This is a genomic window from Cupriavidus neocaledonicus (assembly GCF_000372525.1).
Lineage (GTDB): Bacteria > Pseudomonadota > Gammaproteobacteria > Burkholderiales > Burkholderiaceae > Cupriavidus > Cupriavidus neocaledonicus.
This window is the reverse complement of record NZ_AQUR01000104.1, coordinates 127,296-148,497: the sequence shown is the minus strand read 5'-3', so window position 1 is coordinate 148,497 and position 21,202 is coordinate 127,296. Positions and strand designations below refer to the sequence as shown.

Below are 21,202 nucleotides of genomic sequence, written 5' to 3'. Positions count from 1 at the left end.
ATGGTAGAACGACGTCCTTTCCTTGATTTCCTGACCCATGCGGTGCTGATCCTCGGCATCGTCATCGTGGTGTTCCCGGTGTACCTGACCTTCGTCGCGTCGACGCTGACCGCGGAAGAAGTGCTGGACGCGCCGATGACGCTGATCCCCGGCAGCCAGCTGATCGAGAACTATCGCACCGTGCTGTTCCAGGGCGTGGGCGAGGCCGCTTCGCCGGTCTCGACCATGATGAAGAACAGCCTGATCATGGCGCTCGGCATCGCGCTGGGCAAGATCGCGATCTCGATCATCTCGGCCTTTGCCATCGTCTATTTCAAGTTCCCGCTGCGCAAGACCTTCTTCTGGCTGATCTTCATCACCCTGATGCTGCCGGTGGAGGTGCGCATCCTGCCGACCTACAAGGTGGTGTCGGACCTCGGGCTGCTCGACAGCTACTTCGGGCTGACGATTCCGATCATCGCCTCGGCGACCGCGACCTTCCTGTTCCGCCAGTTCTTCCTGACCATTCCCGATGAACTGGCCGAAGCGGCGCGCATCGACGGCGCCGGGCCGCTGCGCTTTTTCTGGGACGTGGTGCTGCCGCTGTCGCGCACCAGTATCGCCGCGCTGTTCGTGATCCAGTTCATCTACGGCTGGAACCAGTACCTGTGGCCGCTGCTGATCACCACGCAGAAATCGATGACGCCAGTGGTGGTGGGCGTGACGCAGATGATCTCGCGCTCGGGCGATGCCGCCACCGACTGGAACCTGGTGATGGCCACGGTGATGCTGGCGATGATCCCGCCCGCGGTGGTGGTGGTGCTGATGCAGAAGTGGTTCGTCAAGGGCCTGGTCGAAACCGAGAAATAAGCGGAACACAATGGCAAAACTGTCACTACGCAACGTTCAGAAAACCTATGCCGGCGGCGCCCAGGTGGTGCACGGCATCGACATGGAGATCGCCGACGGCGAGTTCATCGTCATCGTCGGGCCATCGGGCTGCGGCAAGTCCACGCTGCTGCGCATGGTCGCGGGGCTGGAAACCATCAGCGGCGGCGAGATCCATATCGGCGACAAGGTGGTCAACCAGCTGGAGCCGGCCGAGCGCGACATCGCCATGGTGTTCCAGAACTACGCGCTCTACCCGCATATGAGCGTGTACGACAACATGGCCTATGGCCTGAAGATCCGCGGCATGGGCAAGGCCGAGATCGCGCAGCGCGTCAACCACGCCGCCGGCATCCTCGAGCTGGCGCCGCTGCTCGAGCGCAAGCCGCGCCAGCTCTCCGGCGGGCAGCGCCAGCGCGTCGCCATGGGCCGCGCGATCGTGCGCGAGCCGGCGGTGTTCCTGTTCGACGAGCCGCTGTCCAACCTCGACGCCAAGCTGCGCGTGCAGATGCGGCTGGAACTGAAGGAGCTGCATCGCCGCCTCGGCACCACCAGCCTGTACGTGACGCATGACCAGGTCGAGGCCATGACGCTGGCCGACCGCATGATGGTGCTCAACGCCGGCCGGGTCGAGCAGATCGGTACGCCGCTGGAGGTCTACGCGCGGCCGGCCAGCACATTCGTCGCCGGCTTTATCGGCTCGCCGCCGATGAACCTGATCCCGGTGGCGCGCAATGCCGGCGGCGACACCAATGCTCAGATGCGCGTGGTGGCAAAGGAGGGCGAAGCCGCCAACGCCACGCTGGGTCACCTGCCGATGGGGCTGCACCTGCCGGAACAGGCGCTGCTGGGGCTGCGTCCGGAGCATATCGAGCCGTGCGCCGCGCATGAGGCGATCGCCGAAGTCGATGTGCGCGTGGTCGAGGCGCTGGGCGCGGATTCCTTCGCCTACGGCTCGCTCGGCGGGCAGGCCGTGGTGGTGCGGCTGGACAGCCATGCGCGCGTGCGCGCCGGCGACCGCCTGCCGGTGACCTCGTCAGCCGAGCACCTGCATTTCTTCGCGCCGGACACCGGCAAGCGCATCGAGGCCTGACATGACCACGGCAACCGACCACGCCTGGCGCTATCCCCGCCATATCGCGCACCGCGGCGCCGGCAAGCTGGCGCCGGAAAACACGCTGGCCGCGTTCCGCCACGGCGCCGCCTTTGGCTACCGCATGTTCGAGTTCGACGTGAAGCTGTCGGCCGACGGCAAGCCGGTGCTGATGCATGACGCCACCCTGGACCGCACCACCAGCGGCCAGGGCAGGGTGGATGCGCTGACGCTGGGCGAACTGGCGCTGCTCGACGCCGGCAGCTGGCACGGCCCGGCCTTTGCCGGCGAGCCGGTGCCGACGCTGGCCGCGATCGCCCGCTATACCCGCGCCAACGGCTTCCTGGTCAATATCGAGATCAAGCCGGTGCCCGGCACCGAGGCGCGCACCGGCGCCGCGGTGGCCATCGATGCGCAGTCGCTTTGGGCCGGCGCCGAGGCGCCGCCGCTGCTCTCGTCGTTCTCGGAAGAGGCCCTTGCCGCCGCGGCGCGCGTCGCGCCCGGCCTGCCGCGCGCGCTGCTGCTCGACAAGCTTCCCGGCGACTGGCTGGAGCGGGTGCGCCGGCTCGGTTGCGTGGCGCTCGACGCCAACCATCGTGAACTGGATGCCGGCGTGATCGCCACTGCCCATGCGGCCGGCCTGCGGGTGCTGGCCTACACCGTCAACGATCCGGCGCGGGCGGCGCAGTTGCTGGAATGGGGCCTCGACGGGTTGATCACCGACGCCGTCGACCAGATCGTCCCCTGAATCAAATTGTTGTGCGGTTGTTGCGAATTCGCCTGACGCGCATGGAATTGTCACGCGCTTGTGTTTCGTATCGCGAAAAGCCCACATTGATCAAACGCAATCCGTGCTATCCTTACCGCCGTGAAGACTTAAGGTCCTTCCCCGCACAACTTGCCCTTTCGGGCCTTGTGAGGCGGCCATCACACGCGGCACCCTGGTGGTGCCGTTTGCGTAAGCGCCTCCGCTGGCTCCCAAGAGTTGTTTGCGATCCGCTAACCGGTCAAGCCGTGTCGCGGAAGGTTGAATAACCCGCTGAACTCCGGCAGACCCGGAGAAAAGTGAGCGTCCCATGATGCAGCAGTATCAGAGCAATTCGTACCTCTTCGGCGGTAACGCCCCCTATGTCGAAGAACTGTACGAAGCCTACCTCCAGAACCCCGCCTCGGTTCCCGACAATTGGCGCGCCTACTTCGACGCCATGCAGAACGTTCCCGCCGTCGACGGCTCGAACGGCCGGGATATCGCCCACGCTCCCATCGTTGCCTCGTTCGCCGAGCGCGCCAAGCAAGGTCCCATCCGCACCATCGTTGCATCGGCCGATTCCGACATGGGCCGCAAGCGCGTCGCCGCCACGCAGCTGATCGCCGCCTATCGCAACATCGGTTCGCACTGGGCCGACCTGGACCCGCTCAAGCGCCAGGAGCGTCCGCCCCTGCCGGATCTGGACCCGGCCTTCTACGGTTTTTCCGAAGCCGATCTCGATATCGTCTTCAACGCCAGCAATACCTACTTCGGCAAGGAGTCGATGAGCCTGCGCGAGCTGCTCAACAACCTGCGCGAAACGTACTGCGGCACCATCGGCTTCGAATTCATGTACGTGAGCGACCAGGCGCAGAAGCGCTGGTGGCAGGAGCGCCTGGAGACCACGCGTTCCAAGCCGGTGTTCACGCTGGAAAAGAAGAAGCACATCCTTGACCGCCTGACCGCGGCCGAAGGCCTGGAGCGCTTCCTGCACACCAAGTATGTCGGCCAGAAGCGCTTCTCGCTGGAAGGCGGCGAGAGCTTCATCGCCGCCATGGACGAGCTGATCCAGCACGCCGGCAGCAAGGGCGTGCAGGAAATCGTGATCGGCATGGCCCACCGCGGCCGCCTGAACGTGCTGGTCAACACCCTGGGCAAGATGCCCGCCGACCTGTTCGCCGAGTTCGAAGGCAAGCACGTCGATGACCTGCCCGCCGGCGACGTCAAGTACCACAAGGGCTTCTCGAGCGACGTCTCGACCGAGGGCGGCCCGATCCACCTGTCGCTGGCATTCAACCCGTCGCACCTGGAAATCGTCAACCCGGTGGTCGAAGGCTCGGCCAAGGCCCGCCAGGAACGCCGCGGCGCGGTCGGCAACATGGAAGTGCTGCCGGTGCAGGTGCACGGCGATGCCGCCTTTGCCGGCCAGGGCGTGGTGATGGAGACGCTGAACCTGGCGCAGACCCGCGGCTACGGCACGGGCGGCACCATGCATATCGTCATCAACAACCAGATCGGCTTCACCACCTCCGACCCGCGCGACGCCCGCTCGACGCTGTACTGCACGGACGTGGTCAAGATGATCGAGGCGCCGGTGCTGCACGTGAACGGCGACGATCCCGAAGCCGTGGTGTACGCCATGCAGCTGGCGGTGGACTTCCGCATGGAGTTCAAGAAGGATGTCGTGGTCGACATCATCTGCTTCCGCAAGCTGGGCCACAACGAGCAGGACACGCCCGCGGTCACGCAGCCGCTGATGTACAAGAAGATCGCCCAGCACCCCGGCACGCGCAAGCTGTACGCCGACAAGCTGGCCGCGCAGAACCTGGTCCCGGCCGACTTCGGTGACGAGAAGGTCAAGGAATACCGCGCCGCGATGGACGCCGGCAAGCACACCGCCGATCCGGTGCTGTCGAACTTCAAGAACAAGTTCGCGGTCGACTGGATGCCGTTCCTGAACCGCAAGTGGACCGACGCCGCCGACACCGCCGTGCCGGTGACCGAGCTCAAGCGCCTGGCCGAGCGCATCACCGCCATCCCCGAACACCTGAAGCTGCACCCGCTGGTCGAGAAGGTGGTCAAGGACCGCGCCAACATGGGCCGCGGCGACCAGCCGCTGGACTGGGGCATGGGCGAGCACCTGGCCTTCGCCTCGCTGGTGGCCTCGGGCTACCCGGTGCGCATCACCGGCCAGGACGCCGGCCGCGGCACCTTCACCCACCGCCACGCCGTGCTGCACGACCAGAACCGCGAGCGCTGGGATGCCGGCAGCTACGTGCCGCTGCAGAACGTGTCGGAGAACCAGGCACCGTTCACGGTGATCGATTCGGTGCTGTCCGAAGAGGCCGTGCTCGGCTTCGAATACGGCTACTCGACCGCCGAACCGAATGCGCTGGTGATCTGGGAAGCCCAGTTCGGCGACTTCGTCAACGGCGCCCAGGTGGTGATCGACCAGTTCATCTCGTCGGGTGAAGTGAAGTGGGGCCGTGCCTCGGGCCTGACGCTGATGCTGCCGCACGGCTACGAGGGCCAGGGCCCGGAACACAGCTCGGCGCGCATCGAGCGCTTCCTGCAGCTGTGCGCGGACCACAACATGCAGGTCTGCCAGCCGACCACGCCGGCGCAGATCTTCCACCTGCTGCGCCGCCAGATGATCCGCCTGTTCCGCAAGCCGCTGGTGATCATGACGCCGAAGTCGCTGCTGCGTAACAAGGACGCGGTGTCGCCGCTGTCCGACCTGGCCAAGGGCCACTTCGAGACCGTCATCGGCGATCACGAAGAGCTGAACGCCGGCAAGGTCAAGCGCGTCATCATGTGCTCGGGCAAGGTCTACTACGACCTGGTCAACACGCGCAAGGAACGCGAGGCCAACGACACCGCGATCATCCGCCTGGAACAGCTGTACCCGTTCCCGCACAAGGCGCTGGCCGCGGAACTGAAGAAGTACCCGAACGCCAACGAGATCCTGTGGTGCCAGGACGAGCCGCAGAACCAGGGCGCCTGGTTCTTCGTGCAGCACTACATCATGGAAAACATGACGGACGGCCAGAAGCTCGGTTATGCCGGTCGCCCCGCCTCGGCTTCGCCGGCGGTGGGCTACTACGCAAAGCACAACGAGCAACAGAAGGCACTGCTGGACGCGGCCTTCGCCAAGCTCAAGGGCTTTGTTCTGACCAAGTAATCAGTCGGCAGCCACGGCGGCGCGCGCAGGCGCGCCGTGGCCTCGCCAGCATCAAGACAACACGCATAACACGAGGAATTCACCACCATGGCTATCGTTGACGTCAAGGTTCCGCAACTCTCCGAATCGGTCGCCGAAGCGACCATGCTCAACTGGAAGAAGAAGCCCGGCGAAGCCGTTGCCCAGGACGAGATCCTGATCGAAATCGAAACCGACAAGGTCGTGCTGGAAGTGCCGGCCCCGTCCGCCGGCGTGCTGTCGCAGATCGTCAAGAACGACGGCGACACCGTCGTGGCCGATGAAATCATCGCCAAGATCGATACCGAAGCCACCGCTGGCGCCGCCGCTCCGGCCGCCGCTGCCCCGGCTCCGGCTGCCTCGGCTCCGGCCCCGGCCGCTGCTGCCGCGCCGGCCGCCGCCGGCGCAGTGGCGATGCCGTCGGCCGCCAAGCTGATGGCCGAAGCCGGCCTGTCGGCCGGCCAGGTTGCCGGCACCGGCAAGGACGGCCGCATCACCAAGGGCGACGCGATCGCCGCCGCCGCCGCTCCGGCCGCCAAGGCAGCGCCGGCCCCGGCCGCGGCCAAGCCGGCCCTGCAGCAGGTTTCGGCCCCGGTCGACTTCGCCGCCCTGGGCGACCGTCCGGAAGAGCGCGTGCCGATGAGCCGCCTGCGTGCCCGCATCGCCGAGCGCCTGCTGCAGTCGCAAGCCACCAACGCCATCCTCACCACCTTCAATGAAGTGAACATGAAGCCGGTGATGGACCTGCGCAACAAGTACAAGGACCGCTTCGAGAAGGAACACGGCGTGAAGCTGGGCTTCATGTCGTTCTTCGTCAAGGCGGCGGTGCACGCGCTGAAGAAGTTCCCGCTGATCAACGCCTCGATCGACGGCAACGACATCGTCTACCACGGCTACTTCGACATCGGTATCGCCGTCGGTTCGCCGCGCGGCCTGGTGGTGCCGATCCTGCGCAACGCCGACCAGATGAGCCTGGCCGACATCGAGAAGAAGATCGCCGAGTTCGGCGTCAAGGCCCGTGACGGCAAGCTGTCGCTGGAAGAACTGAGCGGCGGCACCTTCTCGATCTCCAACGGCGGCGTGTTCGGCTCGATGCTGTCGACCCCGATCATCAACCCGCCGCAGTCGGCCATCCTGGGCGTGCACGCCACCAAGGACCGCCCGGTGGTGGAAGACGGCCAGATCGTGATCCGCCCGATGAACTACCTGGCGATGTCCTATGACCACCGCATCATCGACGGCCGCGAAGCCGTGCTGGGCCTGGTCGCCATGAAGGACGCCCTGGAAGATCCGGCGCGCCTGCTGCTGGACCTGTAAGCCGGTCCCTCCGCGCACGCGCTGGCGTGCGCGGGGAGCGCGCTCCCGTGATCACGGCGCGCCGGCACAAGTTGCCGCCGGCGCCCAACAAGGAATTTCCATGAGCAAACAATTCGACGTGCTGGTGATCGGTGCCGGCCCCGGCGGCTATATCGCCGCCATCCGTGCCGGCCAGCTGGGCCTGAACGTGGCCTGCTGCGAAGGCAATGCGTATGACGATCCCAAGGGCGAAGCCCGCCTGGGCGGCACCTGCCTGAACGTGGGCTGCATCCCCTCCAAGGCGCTGCTGGCTTCCTCGGAAGAGTTCGAGAACGTCCAGCACCACCTGGGCGACCATGGCATCACGGTCGGCGACGTCAAGGTCGACGTGGCCAAGATGCTCAAGCGCAAGGACGATATCGTCGGCAAGATGACCAAGGGCATCGAGTTCCTGTTCCGCAAGAACAAGGTGACGCTGCTCAAGGGCTACGGCAAGTTCGTCGGCAAGAGCGCCGAAGGCTTCCAGGTCGAGATCGCCGGCGAAGTCGTGACCGCTAAGCAGGTCATCATCGCCACCGGCTCGAAGGCCCGCCACCTGCCCGGCATCGCCGTCGACAACGACCTGGTCAGCGATAACGAAGGCGCACTGAAGTTCCCGTCGGTGCCGAAGAAGCTGGGCGTGATCGGCGCCGGCGTGATCGGCCTCGAGCTGGGCTCGGTGTGGCGCCGCCTCGGTGCCGACGTGACCGTGCTGGAAGCGCTGCCCGCCTTCCTGGGCGCCGCCGACGAGGGCGTGGCCAAGGAAGCGCAGAAGCAGCTGACCAAGCAGGGCCTGAAGTTCAGCCTCGGCGTGAAGGTGGATGAAGTCACCACCGGCAAGAAGGGCGTGACCGTCAAGTACACCGACAAGGACGGCGCGGCACAGACCCTGGAAGTCGACCGCCTGATCGTGTCGGTCGGCCGCGTGCCGAATACCGACAACCTGGGTCTCGACGCAGTTGGTCTGGCGGTCGACCAGCGCGGCTTTATCGAGGTGGACGACCATTGCGCCACCAAGGTGCCGGGCCTGTGGGCCATCGGCGACGTGGTGCGCGGCCCGATGCTGGCGCACAAGGCCGAGGACGAGGGCGTGGCCGTGGCCGAGCGCATCGCCGGCCAGAAGCCGCATATCGACTACAACTGCATTCCGTGGGTGATCTACACCTTCCCGGAAATCGCATGGGTCGGCAAGACCGAAGCCCAGCTCAAGGCCGAAGGCCGCGAGTACAAGGCCGGCCAGTTCCCGTTCATGGCCAACGGCCGTGCGCTGGGCATGGGCCATGCCGACGGCTTCGTCAAGATGCTGGCGGATGCCAAGACCGACGAGATCCTCGGCGTGCACATCGTTGCGGCCAACGCCTCGGACCTGATCGCCGAAGCCGTGGTGGCGATGGAGTTCAAGGCCGCCAGCGAAGATATCGGCCGCGTCTGCCATCCGCACCCGTCGATGTCGGAAGTCATGCGCGAAGCCGCGCTGGCCGTCGACAAGCGCCAACTCAATATGTAAGGCGCGTGTCCGCCGTTGCCTGAGTACCGGCGCGCCGTCCTGCGGCGCGCCGTTTTCACTTGCGGCCCGTGCCGCGTGAGCCCCTAGCATGAACGTCACCGAGTACTACGAGAAGGAACTGAAGGAGCGCGGCTACCAGTCCGACGAGGCCCAGCTGCGCGCCGTGGCCCGGCTGCAGCAGTGCTACGACGAATGGGTCGCCTACAAGGGGCGCCGCAACAACGCGCTGAAAAAACTGCTGGTGCGTCCCGATGTGCCGCAGGGCGTCTATATGTGGGGCGGGGTGGGGCGCGGCAAGTCGTTCCTGATGGACAGCTTCTATACCTGCGTGCCGGTGGTGCGCAAGACTCGGCTGCATTTCCATGAATTCATGCGCGAGGTGCACCGCCAGCTGGAAGAACTGCGCGGCCGTCCCGATCCCCTCGACGAACTGGCCAGGCGCATCGCGCGCCGTTTCCGCCTGATCTGCTTCGATGAGTTCCACGTCAGCGACGTCGCCGACGCGATGATCCTGCATCGCCTGCTGCAGCAGCTGTTCGACAACGGCGTGCAGTTCGTGATGACTTCCAACTACCGCCCGGACCTGCTCTATCCGGACGGCCTGCACCGCGACCGCGTGCTGCCGGCGATCGCGCTGCTGCAGCAGAAGCTGGACGTACTCAATGTCGATGCCGGCATCGACTACCGCAAGCGCGCGCTGGAGCAGGTACAGGCCTACCACACCCCGCTGGACGCCAAGGCCAACTCGGCGCTGCGGGATGCCTTCACTTCCATCGCCGGCGTCGCCGACGAATCGCCGCTGCTGCATATCGAGCACCGCGAGCTGCGCTCGCTGCGCAAGGCCAACGGGGTGGTCTGGTTCGACTTTGCCACGCTCTGCGGCGGGCCGCGCTCGCAGAACGACTACCTGGAACTGGCCTCGCAATTTCATACGGTGATCCTCTCCGACGTGCCGCGCATGACGCCGCGCATGTCGTCCGAGGCGCGCCGCTTCACCTGGCTGATCGACGTCTTCTACGACCACAAGGTCAAGCTGCTGATGTCGGCGGAAGTCCCCGCCGACGAACTCTATACCGAAGGCCAGATGGCCAACGAATTCCACCGCACCGTGTCCCGCATCATCGAGATGCAGTCGCGCGAATACCTGGAATCCGAGCGCCGCACCATGGATACGACACTTACCTGACAGGTGTTCCAGGCCCGGGGCGACGTACCCGGGCCGCCTTGATCTATATCAAGTTGAAATCGGGGGGCGGCCTATATCCTCGACCGGGTAGAAAAAGGTCCCCATGTCGCCGCCCCCAGCCACCAGTCCTTCCGTCAGCCTGCTGGCGCCATGTCCGCCGCCCGGCGGGCGCGATCGCGCCGACACGGCTGCGCGCGGCGCCGGCGCGGCGCTGGCCTGCTTCCATTGCGGTTTGCCGGTCACCGATGCCGAACCGCTCGCCGCCGACCTGGACGGCAGCCGCCGCGTGTTCTGCTGCGGCGGTTGCCAGGCCCTGGCGCAGACCCTCCATGCCGCCGGTTTTGCCCACCTGTACGGCGACGAAGCCCGCTTCGCCCGGCCCATCGACGACGAAGCCCGGCGCGAGGCCGAGCCGATCTGGGCCGCCTACGATGCTCCGGAACTGCGCACGCAGTTTGTCCGCCCGCTCGACGGCGGCCGCGCCGAGATCACACTGGCCCCAGAGAATATCCGCTGCGCCGCCTGCGCCTGGCTGATCGAACAGCATCTGTCCCGCCAGCCGGGCGTGGAATCGGCGGTCGCCAACGTCGCCACGCGGCGCGTGGTGGTGCGCTGGCGCGACGGTTCCCAGACGGTCTCGGGGCTGCTGGCCGCGCTGGCCGGCATCGGCTACATGGCCTGGCCCTTCGAAGTCTCGCGCACCGACCAGCAGGATCGCCGCGCGCGCCGCGGCCTGCTGATGCGCATGGCGGTGGCCATGCTCGGCATGATGCAGGTGATGATGTACGCGTGGCCGATCTACACCCACGAAGCCACCATCGATCCCGGCCAGCTGCAGCTGATGCGCTGGGCCAGCTTCGCGCTGACCTTGCCGGTGGTGTGCTACGCCGCCTCGCCGATCTTTGCCGGTGCCTGGCGCAGCCTGCGCCAGCGCCATATGGGCATGGACGTGCCGGTGGCGATCGGCGTCGCCGCGGGCTTTGGCGCCAGTGCGCTGGCTACGGTGCGCGGCGTGGGCGAGGTCTATTTCGATTCGGTGACGATGTTCGTCGCCTTTCTGCTGCTGGCCCGCTACCTGGAGCTGCGCGTGCGCCAGGCCTCGCGCAGCGGTGCCGAAATGCTCGCACGCCAGTTGCCCGCCACCTGCGAACGGCTGGCCGCGGCCGGTGCGGCGGGCGAGCGTATCCCGGTCGCGCGCCTGCGCGCGGGCGACCTGGTCCGCGTCAAGGCAGGCGAGATCATCCCCGCAGATGGCGCAGTCACTTCCGGCATCAGCGAACTCGATGAATCCATGCTGACCGGCGAAAGCCGCCCGGTGCGCCGCTGCGCCGGCGACACCGTGCTGGCCGGCAGCTTCAATACCGCCAGCCCGCTGGAACTGCGCGTGACCCGCGTCGGCGCCGGCACCCGGCTGGCCGAGATCGTCGCGGTGCTGGACCGCGCCCTGGCGGAGAAGCCGCGCCTGGCGACGCTGGCCGACCGCGTGGCGGGCTGGTTCGTGGCGACGCTGCTGGTACTGGCGGCACTGACCGGCATGGTCTGGGGCCTCTGGATCGATCCGTCGCGGGCATTGCTGGTGACCATCGCGGTGCTGGTGGTCAGTTGCCCCTGTGCCCTGTCGCTGGCCACGCCGGCGGCACTGGCCGCGGCCGGCGCGGCGCTGTCGCGGCGTGGCGTGCTGCTGGCGCGCGGCCACGCGCTGGAAACACTCGCCCGCGTCACCGACGTGGTGCTCGACAAGACCGGCACGCTGACCGAAGGCCGCTTTGCCGTGGCGACGGTCGAGCCGCTGGGCGAAGCCGATACCGCCCGATGCCTGGCCCTGGCAGCGGCGATGGAGCGCGGCGGCGAGCACCCGATCGCGCGCGCGCTGGTGGCGGCGGCCCCGGATTCCGCCGGCCTGCCGCTGCAGGTCAGCGAGATGCGCAACGTGCCCGGCCATGGCCTCGAGGCGGTGGTCGCGGGCCGCCGCTTGCGGCTCGGCCGTGCCGATTTCGTCCTGGCGCTGGGCGGCGCTGGCCAACCCGCGCCGGCCGCTGCCGACAACCTGACGCATCCCGGTGCCACCGTGGTCTGGCTCGGCGCCGAGGCCGGCCCGCTGGCGCGCTTCGTCCTGGCCGACGTCGAGCGTCAGGAAACGCCGATGCTGCTGGCCCGCCTGCGCGAACTGGGCGTGCGCTGCCATCTGGTATCCGGCGACAACAAGGCGGCGGTGCACTGGTGGGCCGCGCACTTCGGCATCGAGCGTATCGCCGGCGAGGTCACGCCCGAAGGCAAGCGCGACTACGTGGCGCGGCTGCAGCAGGGCGGGGCCGTGGTGCTGGCGGTCGGCGACGGCATCAACGACGCGCCGGTGCTGGCGCAGGCACAGGTGTCGATTGCGATCGGCAGCGGCGCGCCGCTGGCGCAGGCCGGTGCCGACGCGGTGCTGACGCACGGCGGCGTGGCCGAGATCGCGACAGCGCTGGCCGTGTCGCGCCGGACGCGTCGGGTGGTGCGCCAGAACCTCGGCTGGGCCTTTTTCTACAACGTGGTCGCCATTCCGCTGGCGGCGACCGGGCTGGTGACGGCGTGGATGGCGGGCATCGGCATGTCGCTGTCGTCGCTGCTGGTGGTCGCCAATGCGTGGCGCCTGCTGCGCGCAGGCAAGCCGCGGCGCAAGTCGCGGCATAACGGAGCCTGACGATGGAAACGCTTTACCTGCTGGTGCCGATGAGCCTGGTGCTCGTGGTGGTCATCGCGGGCGCGCTGTGGTGGGCGCTTCATGCCGGGCAGTACGACGACCTGGACCGGCCTGCCGAATCGATCCTGCTGGACAACGACAAGCCGTGAGCCGGCGGCGCGGGCCTCGGACCGCGGCCGCGCGCGCAGGTTCAAGACGTGCCCGGAGCGGCTTGATAAAGATCAACGCACCCGTGGCCTGCTTTTTCTAAAGTCACACTGTCAGTAGGTTTTTTATTTTCTCTAAGCTTTGGGGGTCTGAATGGATGTCACTGCCGCGTCTTCACGCGTCGACACCTTCAATTACGGCGTCGTAAGACAGTTCGCTGTCATGACGGTAGTCTGGGGGATCGTCGGCATGGCCGTCGGCGTGCTGCTGGCAGCACAGCTGATCTGGCCCGAACTCAATTTCAATACACCGTGGCTGTCGTTCGGCCGGCTGCGTCCGCTGCATACCAATGCGGTGATCTTCGCCTTCGGCGGCAGCGCGCTGTTTGCCACCTCCTACTACGTGGTCCAGCGCACCTGCCAGGCGCGCCTGTTCTGCGGCCCGCTGGCCGCGTTCACGTTCTGGGGCTGGCAACTGGTCATCGTCGCCGCCGCCATCACGCTGCCGCTGGGCATCACCAGCTCCAAGGAATATGCCGAACTCGAATGGCCCATCGACCTGCTGATCACCGCGGTCTGGGTGGCCTACGCCATCGTGTTCTTCGGCACCATCGTCAAGCGCAAGACCCGGCATATCTACGTCGCCAACTGGTTCTTCGGCGCCTACATCCTGACCATTGCCATCCTGCATATCGTCAACAACATCGAGATGCCGGTGTCGCTGTGGAAATCCTACTCGGCCTATGCCGGCGTGCAGGACGCGATGATCCAGTGGTGGTACGGCCATAACGCGGTCGGCTTCTTCCTGACCACCAGCTTCCTGGGGATGATGTACTACTTCATTCCCAAGCAGGCCGAGCGACCGATCTTTTCCTACCGCCTGTCCATCGTCCACTTCTGGGCGCTGAACTTCACCTACATGTGGGCCGGCCCGCACCACCTGCAGTACACCGCGCTGCCCGACTGGGCGCAGTCGCTGGGCATGGTGTTCTCGCTGATCCTGCTGGCACCCTCCTGGGGCGGCATGATCAACGGCATCATGACGCTGTCGGGCGCCTGGCACAAGCTGCGCACCGACCCGATCCTGAAGTTCCTGGTGGTGGCGCTGTCGTTCTACGGCATGTCCACGTTCGAAGGCTCGATGATGTCAATCAAGACCGTCAACGCGCTGTCGCACTACACCGACTGGACCATCGGACACGTGCATTCCGGCGCGCTGGGCTGGGTCGCGATGATCTCGATCGGTTCGCTGTACTACCTGATCCCGCGGCTGTTCGGCGAGAAGCAGATGTACAGTGTGCGCCTGATCGAATGGCATTTCTGGATCGCGACCATCGGCGTGGTGCTGTATATCGCCTCGATGTGGATTGCGGGTGTGATGGAAGGCCTGATGTGGCGCGCCACGCAGCCTGACGGCACGCTGACCTACGCCTTCGTCGAAGCGGTCAAGGCCAAGTACCCGTTCTACCTGATTCGCCTGCTGGGTGGCATGTGCTTCCTCTCCGGCATGCTGCTGATGGCGTACAACATCGCCAAGACCATCGCCGGCAAGCCCGCCGTGGATGCGCCGATTCCGGCCAGCATCGCCGCCTCTGCCCACTGATCAATCCAGGATAGAAAGATGTCCGACAAACAACGCTTCTTTTCCCACGAAACGCTGGAGAAGAACATCGGCTGGCTGATCATCTGCACGATCCTCGTGGTCAGCATCGCCGGTCTGGTGCAGATCGTGCCGCTGTTCTTCCAGCACTCCACCACCGAGCCGGATCCGGGCATCACGCCGTATTCGCCGTTGCGGCTGATGGGGCGCGATATCTATATCCGCGAAGGCTGCGTCGGCTGCCATTCGCAGCAGGTGCGCACGCTGCAGGCCGAGACCGAGCGCTACGGCCATTACTCCACTGCCGGCGAATCGGTCTACGACCATCCGTTCCTGTGGGGCTCCAAGCGGACCGGTCCAGATCTGGCGCGCGTAGGCGGACGCTACTCCGACGACTGGCAGCGCATCCACCTGCGCAACCCGCGCGACGTGGTGCCGGAATCCGTGATGCCGTCGTACCCGTGGCTGGAGAAGGTCGAACTGCCCACCAGCGATATCCAGGCACGCATGCGCGCGCTGGTCAAGCTGGGCGTGCCGTACTCAGACGCCGACATCGCAAAGGCGCCGGAAGAGCTGAAAGGCAGGACCGAAGAAGACGCGCTGGTTGCCTACCTGCAGGGCCTTGGCGCCAACCGCCGCAACGTCCGCGTCGATGCCGCCGCAGCGGCTCCGAAGGAGTAAGCCATGGCCATGATCACCGCCATTGCGACCGTCGTGTCGATGGTCGTCTTCCTCGGCATCTGCTGGTGGGCCTGGTCCGCCGGCCGCCAGGCCGCCAACCGCGAATCCGCCATGCTGCCGTTCGCGCTGCCTGACGAAACTACGACAACATCGAGCCGGAACACCTAGCCATGAGCGATTTCATTTCCGAATTCTGGAGTTACTACATTGCCGCCATCGCGCTCATCGGCATCGTCTGGTGCGTCTGGCTGCTGTTTTCGCAACGCAAGATCACCAAGACCCCCGGTGGCACCGAAGATACCGGCCATGTCTGGGACGGCGACCTGCGTGAACTGAACAACCCGCTGCCGCGCTGGTGGATGTGGATGTTCCTGCTGGCCTGCATTTTCGGCCTGGCCTATCTCGTGCTGTATCCGGGCCTGGGCTCGTACGCTGGCGTGCTGAAGTTCTCCACGCAGGGCGAACTGGCCGCGCACCGCGCAGCGCAGGAGCGCATGCAGAGCGAGATCTATGGCAAGTACCTGAAGATGGACGTCAAGCAGGTGGCGGCGGACCCGCAGGCGCGGGAAATCGGCCAGCGCCTGTTCCTGAACTACTGTGCGCAGTGCCATGGCTCAGATGCGCGCGGCAGCCGGGGCTTTCCCAACCTGACCGACAACGACTGGCTATATGGCGGCGAGCCCGAGACCATCAGCCAGACCATCACCAAGGGCCGCAATGGCGTGATGCCGCCGTTTGGCGCGGCCATCGATGCCAAGCAGGCGGGCGACGTGGCGCAGTACGTGCGTTCGCTGTCCGGGCTGTCATCGGATCCGATCCGTGTATCGCGCGGCGAAGGCGCATTCAAGACCACCTGTGTGGCATGCCACGGCGCCGGCGGCAAGGGCAACCAGGCGCTCGGTGCACCGAACCTGTCGGACAACGTCTGGCTCTATGGCAGCTCGGAAGCCAGCATCGTCGAGGCCATCCTGAAGGGCCACAACAACCATATGCCGGCGCACGAGGAAATCCTGACACCCGAACGCATCCGCATGCTGACGGCCTATGTGTGGGGGTTGTCCAATACGGGAGGCGGAGCCGGGCAATGATCGACGACTCATGTGAGCGAGCGCTGTTGGCTCGCGGGAGAACTCGCCCATGAACGCGCCCGGGACCGAAGAAGTGGCCCGGGCGGCCGGCCTGCAGCGGTCGGCCGCCGCGCCGGGCGAAACCTCGGAAGAGACCCTTTACGAGGTCCGCCGCAAGATCTATCCGCGCTCGGTGAAGGGCGCGTTCTCCAGCTGGCGGGTCTGGCTGGTGATCCTGACCCAGCTGATCTACTACGGCACGCCCTGGCTCCAATGGAACGGACGCCAGGCCGTGCTGTTTGACCTTGGCGAGCGCAAGTTCTATATCTTCGGGCTGGTGCTGTGGCCGCAGGACGTGATCTACCTGGCCGTGCTGCTGGTCATCTCGGCACTGGCGCTGTTCCTGTTCACGGCGATCGCGGGGCGGCTGTTTTGCGGCTACGCCTGTCCGCAAACGGTCTACACCGAGATCTTCATGTGGATCGAGCGGCGGGTCGAAGGCGACCGCATCGCCCGCATCCGCCTCGACGGGGACCCGTGGAGCCTGCGCAAGTTGCGCATCAAGGCTACCAAGCATTTCCTGTGGGTGCTGATCGCACTGTGGACCGGCTTTACGTTCATCGGCTACTTTGCGCCGATCCGCGAGCTGGGCGGCGAGGTGATGGCGCTGTCGCTGGGGCCGTGGCAGGCGTTCTGGATGCTGTTCTATGCGTTCGCCACCTGGGGCAACGCAGGCTTCATGCGCGAGCAGGTGTGCAAGTACATGTGCCCCTACGCGCGTTTCCAGAGCGTGATGGTGGACCGCGACACCTATGTCGTGACCTATGACGTCGGCCGCGGCGAGCCGCGCGGCAGCCGCTCGCGCAAGACCGACCATCACCAGGCCGGGCTGGGCGATTGCGTCAACTGCAGCATCTGCGTGCAGGTGTGTCCGACCGGCATCGACATCCGCGATGGCCTGCAGTACGAGTGCATCGGCTGCGGCGCCTGCATCGACGCCTGCAACCAGGTCATGGACAAGATGGACTACCCGCGCGGGCTGATCCGGTACACCTCGGAAAACGCGATGCGCAAGGGCCTGTCCGCCGCGGCATCGCGCAAGCGCCTGCTGCGTCCACGCGTCATCATCTACTCGGTGATCTGGGTGGCGCTGCTGGGCGGCTTCATGGCGTCGATCATGCTGCGCACGCCGCTGAAGGTCGACATCATCCGCGACCGCGGTGCGCTGGGCCGCGAGGTGGACGGGCGGTGGATCGAGAACGTCTATCGGCTGCAGCTGATCAACACCACCGAAGCGCCGATGCAGATCCGCGTGCGTGCCGACAGCGATGAACTGAAGGACCTGACGGTCGAATACGACAAGCAGGCCGAATCGCTGGCGCCGACGTCCAACCGGCTGCTGCCGGTCCGCATCCGCGTGCCGATCGAGGCCGCCAGACAGGGCACGCACAAGATCCAAGTAACGGTAACGAGCGAAGGCACGGAGCAGGGGCATGCCGAAATCCGGCAATCCACCAGTTTTATCGTGCCGCGCGATTTGTGAAGCTAGGCGACTCTTATGCAGTCGCCAGGACCAAGGGGGCAAGATGAATCGGCAAGGCAATCCGTGGTGGAAGGAACCGTGGCCGTGGCTGCTGATGGCCGGTCCGCTGGTGGCCATGGTGGCATGCGGCGTGACGATCTGGCTGGCGTCGACGCACCCTGACATGCCGGTGCAGGGCGCGACGCGGCATGGCCTGGTGGTGGAGAAGGTGCAAGCTGTGCCACCCGGGTCCGCGGCAGCGAGGCGGCCATGAGGCTGCGCTGGCTGATGTGGGTGCTGTGGCCGGGCTTTCTGATGGCGGGCCTGGCGACGGCGACGGTGTTTTCCGTCGTCGATCCGGGCGACCTGAAATTCTTCGGCCATCCGATCGAATCGTCGCGCGAGTCGGTCTATACCGTCGGCTTCCTGCTGGCGTGGGTGTTCTGCGCGTTGTCCAGCGGGCTGACGCTGTACACCATGCCGACGCGGCTGGCGGATACGGACGAACTGGAGTAGGGAGGCGCCCACCGCGTTGCCGGCGCCGCAGGTGGCGCGGCAACGCCGCGGTGGGTCAGCAGCTACGGCTGTAGAGTTGCTTGATGCCGTCGATGTCGATCAGCTTGACATGCCGCTGGCGGATCTGGATCAGCCCCGCCTCGGCAAAGCGCGAGAACAGCCGGCTGACGGTCTCGAGCTTGAGTCCGAGGTAGCTGCCGATTTCTTCGCGGCTCATGCGCATCACGAACTCGGACGCCGAATAACCGCGCGCGGACAGCCGTTCCGACAGGTTGATCAGGAAGGCGGCCAGGCGTTCTTCGGCGCGCATCGAGCCGAGCGTGACCAGCATCAGCTGGTCGTGGGTGATTTCCTTGCCCATCAGGCGCAGGAACTGCTGCTGCAGCGACGGCAAGTCGGCCGACAGGGTTTGCAGATCGTTCATGCGGACCACGCATACCTCGGTGTCTTCGAGCGCGGTCGCATCGGATGCATGCTGCATTTCGCCCAGGCCGTCGAGCCCGACGATTTCACCGGGCAGGTGGAAGCCGGTAATCTGCGAGCGTCCGTCTTCGGTGGTGACATGCGTCTTGAGCGTACCGAAGCGGATGGCGTAGACCGCGGTGAGCGGGTCACCCATGCGGTAGAGGGTTTCCCCCTTGTGCACGCGGATGCGCTCCTGCACCAGCGTGTCGATCTTGGCAAGGTCTTGCTGCGACATGCCAACCGGAAGGCACAGCTGTCCCATCGCACAGGTGGAGCAGCGGGGCGACATCTCGGTAATGGGGATGGAGGTGAGCAATTGGAACCTGCTAGAAATGGCAGCGGGGCACGATATGGACATTTTACCGTGCGATGTGATCCGGCAGGGAGACAGAATTGACTTTTGGCGTCTTGATCAGCGTTTTCCTGCTGGCTCTGCTGGGCGGCGTGCACTGCGCGGCCATGTGCGGCGGCGTGGCGCTGGCTGTGGAGCAGCGACGCGGCAAGGCAGTGCCCGTCAGCCTGGTGCGCAGCCGCACTGCGTGGCTTGGCGAGTTACTGGTGATGCACTTTGGCAGGATTGCCACCTATATGCTGCTGGGTGCCGCGCTGGGCGCCGCCGGCGCCACGGCCTGGAAGCAGGACTACCTGCCGGTGCAGCGCTGGCTGTTCGGTGCCGGCAGCCTCATGCTGCTGTGGTCGGGCTGGCGCTTGCTGCGCGGCAGTACCTTCACCGTGAACTGGCTGGAGCGGCTGGCGGCGCGTGCCAGCACTGCGGTGGCCGGCCGGCTCGGTGGTCTCGCCGGCGCGATGCCGGCCTTCGTGCGGGCGCGCGGCGGGCTGGCGCGGCGTTTCGGCGTGGGCCTGGCCTGGGGACTGGTGCCGTGCGGCATGGTCTACGGCGCGCTGACGCTGGCGCTGCTGGCGGGCAATGCCGGCTCGGGCGCGCTGGTGATGGGCGTGTTCGGGCTTGGCACGCTGCCGAACCTGCTGGTGCTGTCCGGGCTGTCGGGCTATCTCAGGCTCTGGTCGCGGCGCCCGGGCGTGCGCCTGGGCGCGGGCCTTGCCGTGATGGCGTTCGGCGGGCTTGGCATTGCGCGAGCGGTGCTGCTGCCACATTCTTTGGCGGAACAGGGCTTCTGCCTGGTGTTTTGATGCGACACGGGGCATCCTGCGGCGTTGGCACCCCGCGCAAGCAGGATGGTGGTTGCAGGCGGAGGCGGGAATGCCATACAATCGCCAGCATTGCGGTATCGCGCGGAGTCAGACAGGCTGCGGTAAGCAGCGGCGAACAGCGCCTGGCGGCTTTCATATCCGAAAGCGCGCTCGGGACGCGGGAAGCGGAAGGCTTTCGATGAGCGCCAGTCCCCGCGGTCCATCCGGTTCAAAAGATCTGGTTCAAAAGTCCGGTTGGCGCTGCGGCGTGGTAGATGCCGGCCTTGCTCCCGATACCCGTATTTTCTTGCGTTCGAGGCGTTCAGGTCGCCGACCGCGATGTCCGTTTGTGCGGACGCGCGACGCAAGAGGTTCGCTGGCCGATCCATGACGGCATGCGGACGATCTCCTGCCGGAAGCCCCGGCAACTCGATGCAAAGAAAGGGAAGTGCACGGCCTGGGTACGGCAGGTATCCGGCTCGCTGCGCGATGAGATGGCGGTGGCTTTGGCACCGCTGTATCCAAAATCTCCGGTGCCCCGGATCCGTCCGGGAGCAGGTGCAAAGACAGGCTGCACACCATCAACATGAATACCCAAGAGGCGAAGATCGTCCTCGAGACGGCGCTGATCTGCGCGCAGGAACCGTTGCGCGTCAACGATCTGCGCCGCCTGTTCGACGATGACGTCGGCGCGGACACCATCCGCGTGCTGCTGGACGAACTGCGCCAGGACTGGCGCCCGCGCGGCGTGGAACTGGTGGCGCTTGCCAGCGGCTGGCGGTTCCAGAGCCGGCCCGAAATGCGGGAATACCTCGACCGCCTGAATCCGGAAAAACCGCCAAAATACTCGCGCGCGGTGATGGAGACGCTGGCGATCATTGCCTACCGCCAGCCGGTGACCCGCGGCGATATCGAGGAAATCCGCGGCGTGACGGTCAGCACGGAAGTGATCAAGAAGCTCGAGGATCGCAGCTGGATCGAGGTGATCGGCCATCGCGACGTGCCGGGCCGCCCGGCGCTGTATGCCACCACCAAGGCATTCCTGGATGACCTCGGGCTGCGCACGCTGGACGAACTGCCGCCGCTGGAAGATGCCCAGGCGCAGGCGCAGGCCGCCCTGCTGGAGCAGCAGGCGATCAATTTCGAGGACCTGGCGGCCAACAAGCCGGCCAGCGCCGATGAAGAAGCCTTTGCCGAGCCGGCCACGCCGGCCGACACATCGGCAGCGGCGGCGCCCGCGGGCGAAGGCGAAACCGCCGCGCGCGGAGACGGCGCCGATGGCTTTGACGCGCAGCCGCTGCCAGCGGCTGTCGAGGCGGATGCGGGCGATGCCATCGAGCCGGCCGCGCCCGCTGCGAACGGGGCGCGGGACCAGCTGCCTGACGACGGCACCCCGCCGCACCCGAGCGAGCACGACGAGCGCGTGCCGAACTGA

19 protein-coding genes are annotated in these 21,202 nt (G+C 66.2%); 18 read left to right on the top strand and 1 reads right to left on the bottom strand.

Translation table 11 applies throughout. The features are described 5' to 3' along the window. From ugpE to A3AG_RS0123240, 16 genes are all read left to right on the top strand, one after another. A complete protein-coding gene (gene ugpE, locus A3AG_RS0123315; RefSeq protein WP_018007742.1) occupies nt 1–849 on the top strand; it encodes a sn-glycerol-3-phosphate ABC transporter permease UgpE in 849 nt (282 codons plus the stop codon). A gap of 10 nt (nt 850–859) precedes the next feature. Further along, nucleotides 860–1,960 (top strand): sn-glycerol-3-phosphate import ATP-binding protein UgpC, encoded by a 1,101-nt coding sequence (locus tag A3AG_RS0123310; protein ID WP_018007741.1) that lies wholly within the window; start codon nt 860–862, stop codon nt 1,958–1,960. Nucleotide 1,961: 1 nt separating this feature from the next. Next, nucleotides 1,962–2,708, top strand: coding sequence for a glycerophosphodiester phosphodiesterase (gene ugpQ / locus A3AG_RS0123305; RefSeq protein WP_018007740.1), 747 nt, complete (start codon nt 1,962–1,964; stop codon nt 2,706–2,708). A gap of 328 nt (nt 2,709–3,036) precedes the next feature. Further along, nucleotides 3,037–5,889, top strand: a complete 2,853-nt coding sequence (locus A3AG_RS0123300) for a 2-oxoglutarate dehydrogenase E1 component (RefSeq protein WP_018007739.1) — start codon at nt 3,037–3,039, stop codon at nt 5,887–5,889. A gap of 87 nt (nt 5,890–5,976) precedes the next feature. Further along, nucleotides 5,977–7,224, top strand: coding sequence for a 2-oxoglutarate dehydrogenase complex dihydrolipoyllysine-residue succinyltransferase (odhB, locus tag A3AG_RS0123295; RefSeq protein ID WP_018007738.1), 1,248 nt, complete (start codon nt 5,977–5,979; stop codon nt 7,222–7,224). 100 nt (nt 7,225–7,324) lie between these two features. Further along, nucleotides 7,325–8,749 carry a dihydrolipoyl dehydrogenase gene (gene lpdA, locus A3AG_RS0123290; protein ID WP_018007737.1) on the top strand — a complete coding sequence of 475 codons (1,425 nt, stop codon included), beginning with the start codon at nt 7,325–7,327 and terminating at the stop codon, nt 8,747–8,749. Nucleotides 8,750–8,837: 88 nt separating this feature from the next. After that, the gene (gene zapE, locus A3AG_RS0123285; RefSeq protein ID WP_018007736.1) at nt 8,838–9,935 is read left to right on the top strand and encodes a cell division protein ZapE; all 1,098 of its coding nucleotides are present in this window, start codon (nt 8,838–8,840) and stop codon (nt 9,933–9,935) included. A gap of 103 nt (nt 9,936–10,038) precedes the next feature. After that, the gene (locus A3AG_RS0123280; protein ID WP_018007735.1) at nt 10,039–12,618 is read left to right on the top strand and encodes a heavy metal translocating P-type ATPase; all 2,580 of its coding nucleotides are present in this window, start codon (nt 10,039–10,041) and stop codon (nt 12,616–12,618) included. A gap of 2 nt (nt 12,619–12,620) precedes the next feature. After that, on the top strand, nt 12,621–12,767 hold the full coding sequence (ccoS, locus tag A3AG_RS0123275) for a cbb3-type cytochrome oxidase assembly protein CcoS (protein ID WP_010809469.1): 147 nt from the start codon (nt 12,621–12,623) through the stop codon (nt 12,765–12,767). A gap of 151 nt (nt 12,768–12,918) precedes the next feature. After that, entirely contained in the window at nt 12,919–14,367 is a 1,449-nt protein-coding gene (ccoN, locus tag A3AG_RS0123270; RefSeq protein WP_012353121.1) for a cytochrome-c oxidase, cbb3-type subunit I, read from the top strand. An 18-nt stretch (nt 14,368–14,385) separates the two neighbouring features. Further along, the gene (gene ccoO, locus A3AG_RS0123265; protein ID WP_018007734.1) at nt 14,386–15,045 is read left to right on the top strand and encodes a cytochrome-c oxidase, cbb3-type subunit II; all 660 of its coding nucleotides are present in this window, start codon (nt 14,386–14,388) and stop codon (nt 15,043–15,045) included. A 3-nt stretch (nt 15,046–15,048) separates the two neighbouring features. Beyond that, entirely contained in the window at nt 15,049–15,213 is a 165-nt protein-coding gene (locus A3AG_RS0123260) for a cbb3-type cytochrome oxidase subunit 3 (protein ID WP_010809472.1), read from the top strand. 2 nt (nt 15,214–15,215) lie between these two features. Then, on the top strand, nt 15,216–16,133 hold the full coding sequence (gene ccoP / locus A3AG_RS0123255; RefSeq protein WP_018007733.1) for a cytochrome-c oxidase, cbb3-type subunit III: 918 nt from the start codon (nt 15,216–15,218) through the stop codon (nt 16,131–16,133). A gap of 49 nt (nt 16,134–16,182) precedes the next feature. Continuing rightward, nucleotides 16,183–17,655 carry a cytochrome c oxidase accessory protein CcoG gene (ccoG, locus tag A3AG_RS0123250; protein ID WP_018007732.1) on the top strand — a complete coding sequence of 491 codons (1,473 nt, stop codon included), beginning with the start codon at nt 16,183–16,185 and terminating at the stop codon, nt 17,653–17,655. A gap of 43 nt (nt 17,656–17,698) precedes the next feature. Next, entirely contained in the window at nt 17,699–17,908 is a 210-nt protein-coding gene (locus A3AG_RS0123245) for a FixH family protein (RefSeq protein ID WP_018007731.1), read from the top strand. After that, nucleotides 17,905–18,150, top strand: a complete 246-nt coding sequence (locus A3AG_RS0123240; RefSeq protein ID WP_012353116.1) for a hypothetical protein — start codon at nt 17,905–17,907, stop codon at nt 18,148–18,150. The genes A3AG_RS0123245 and A3AG_RS0123240 overlap by 4 nt, the downstream gene beginning before the upstream one ends. Before the next feature lie 55 nt (nt 18,151–18,205). Here the strand turns inward: A3AG_RS0123240 and fnr are convergent, their stop codons facing one another. Further along, complete coding sequence (gene fnr, locus A3AG_RS0123235) at nt 18,206–18,931, bottom strand: fumarate/nitrate reduction transcriptional regulator Fnr (RefSeq protein ID WP_018007730.1); 726 nt, start codon at nt 18,929–18,931, stop codon at nt 18,206–18,208. Nucleotides 18,932–19,008: 77 nt separating this feature from the next. On the opposite strand from fnr, the gene A3AG_RS0123230 reads away from it, so the two are divergent. Both A3AG_RS0123230 and scpB read left to right on the top strand, forming a co-directional pair. After that, on the top strand, nt 19,009–19,767 hold the full coding sequence (locus A3AG_RS0123230; RefSeq protein WP_018007729.1) for a sulfite exporter TauE/SafE family protein: 759 nt from the start codon (nt 19,009–19,011) through the stop codon (nt 19,765–19,767). 586 nt (nt 19,768–20,353) lie between these two features. Further along, nucleotides 20,354–21,202: an SMC-Scp complex subunit ScpB gene (scpB, locus tag A3AG_RS0123225; protein WP_018007728.1), complete on the top strand. Its 849-nt coding sequence runs from the start codon at nt 20,354–20,356 to the stop codon at nt 21,200–21,202.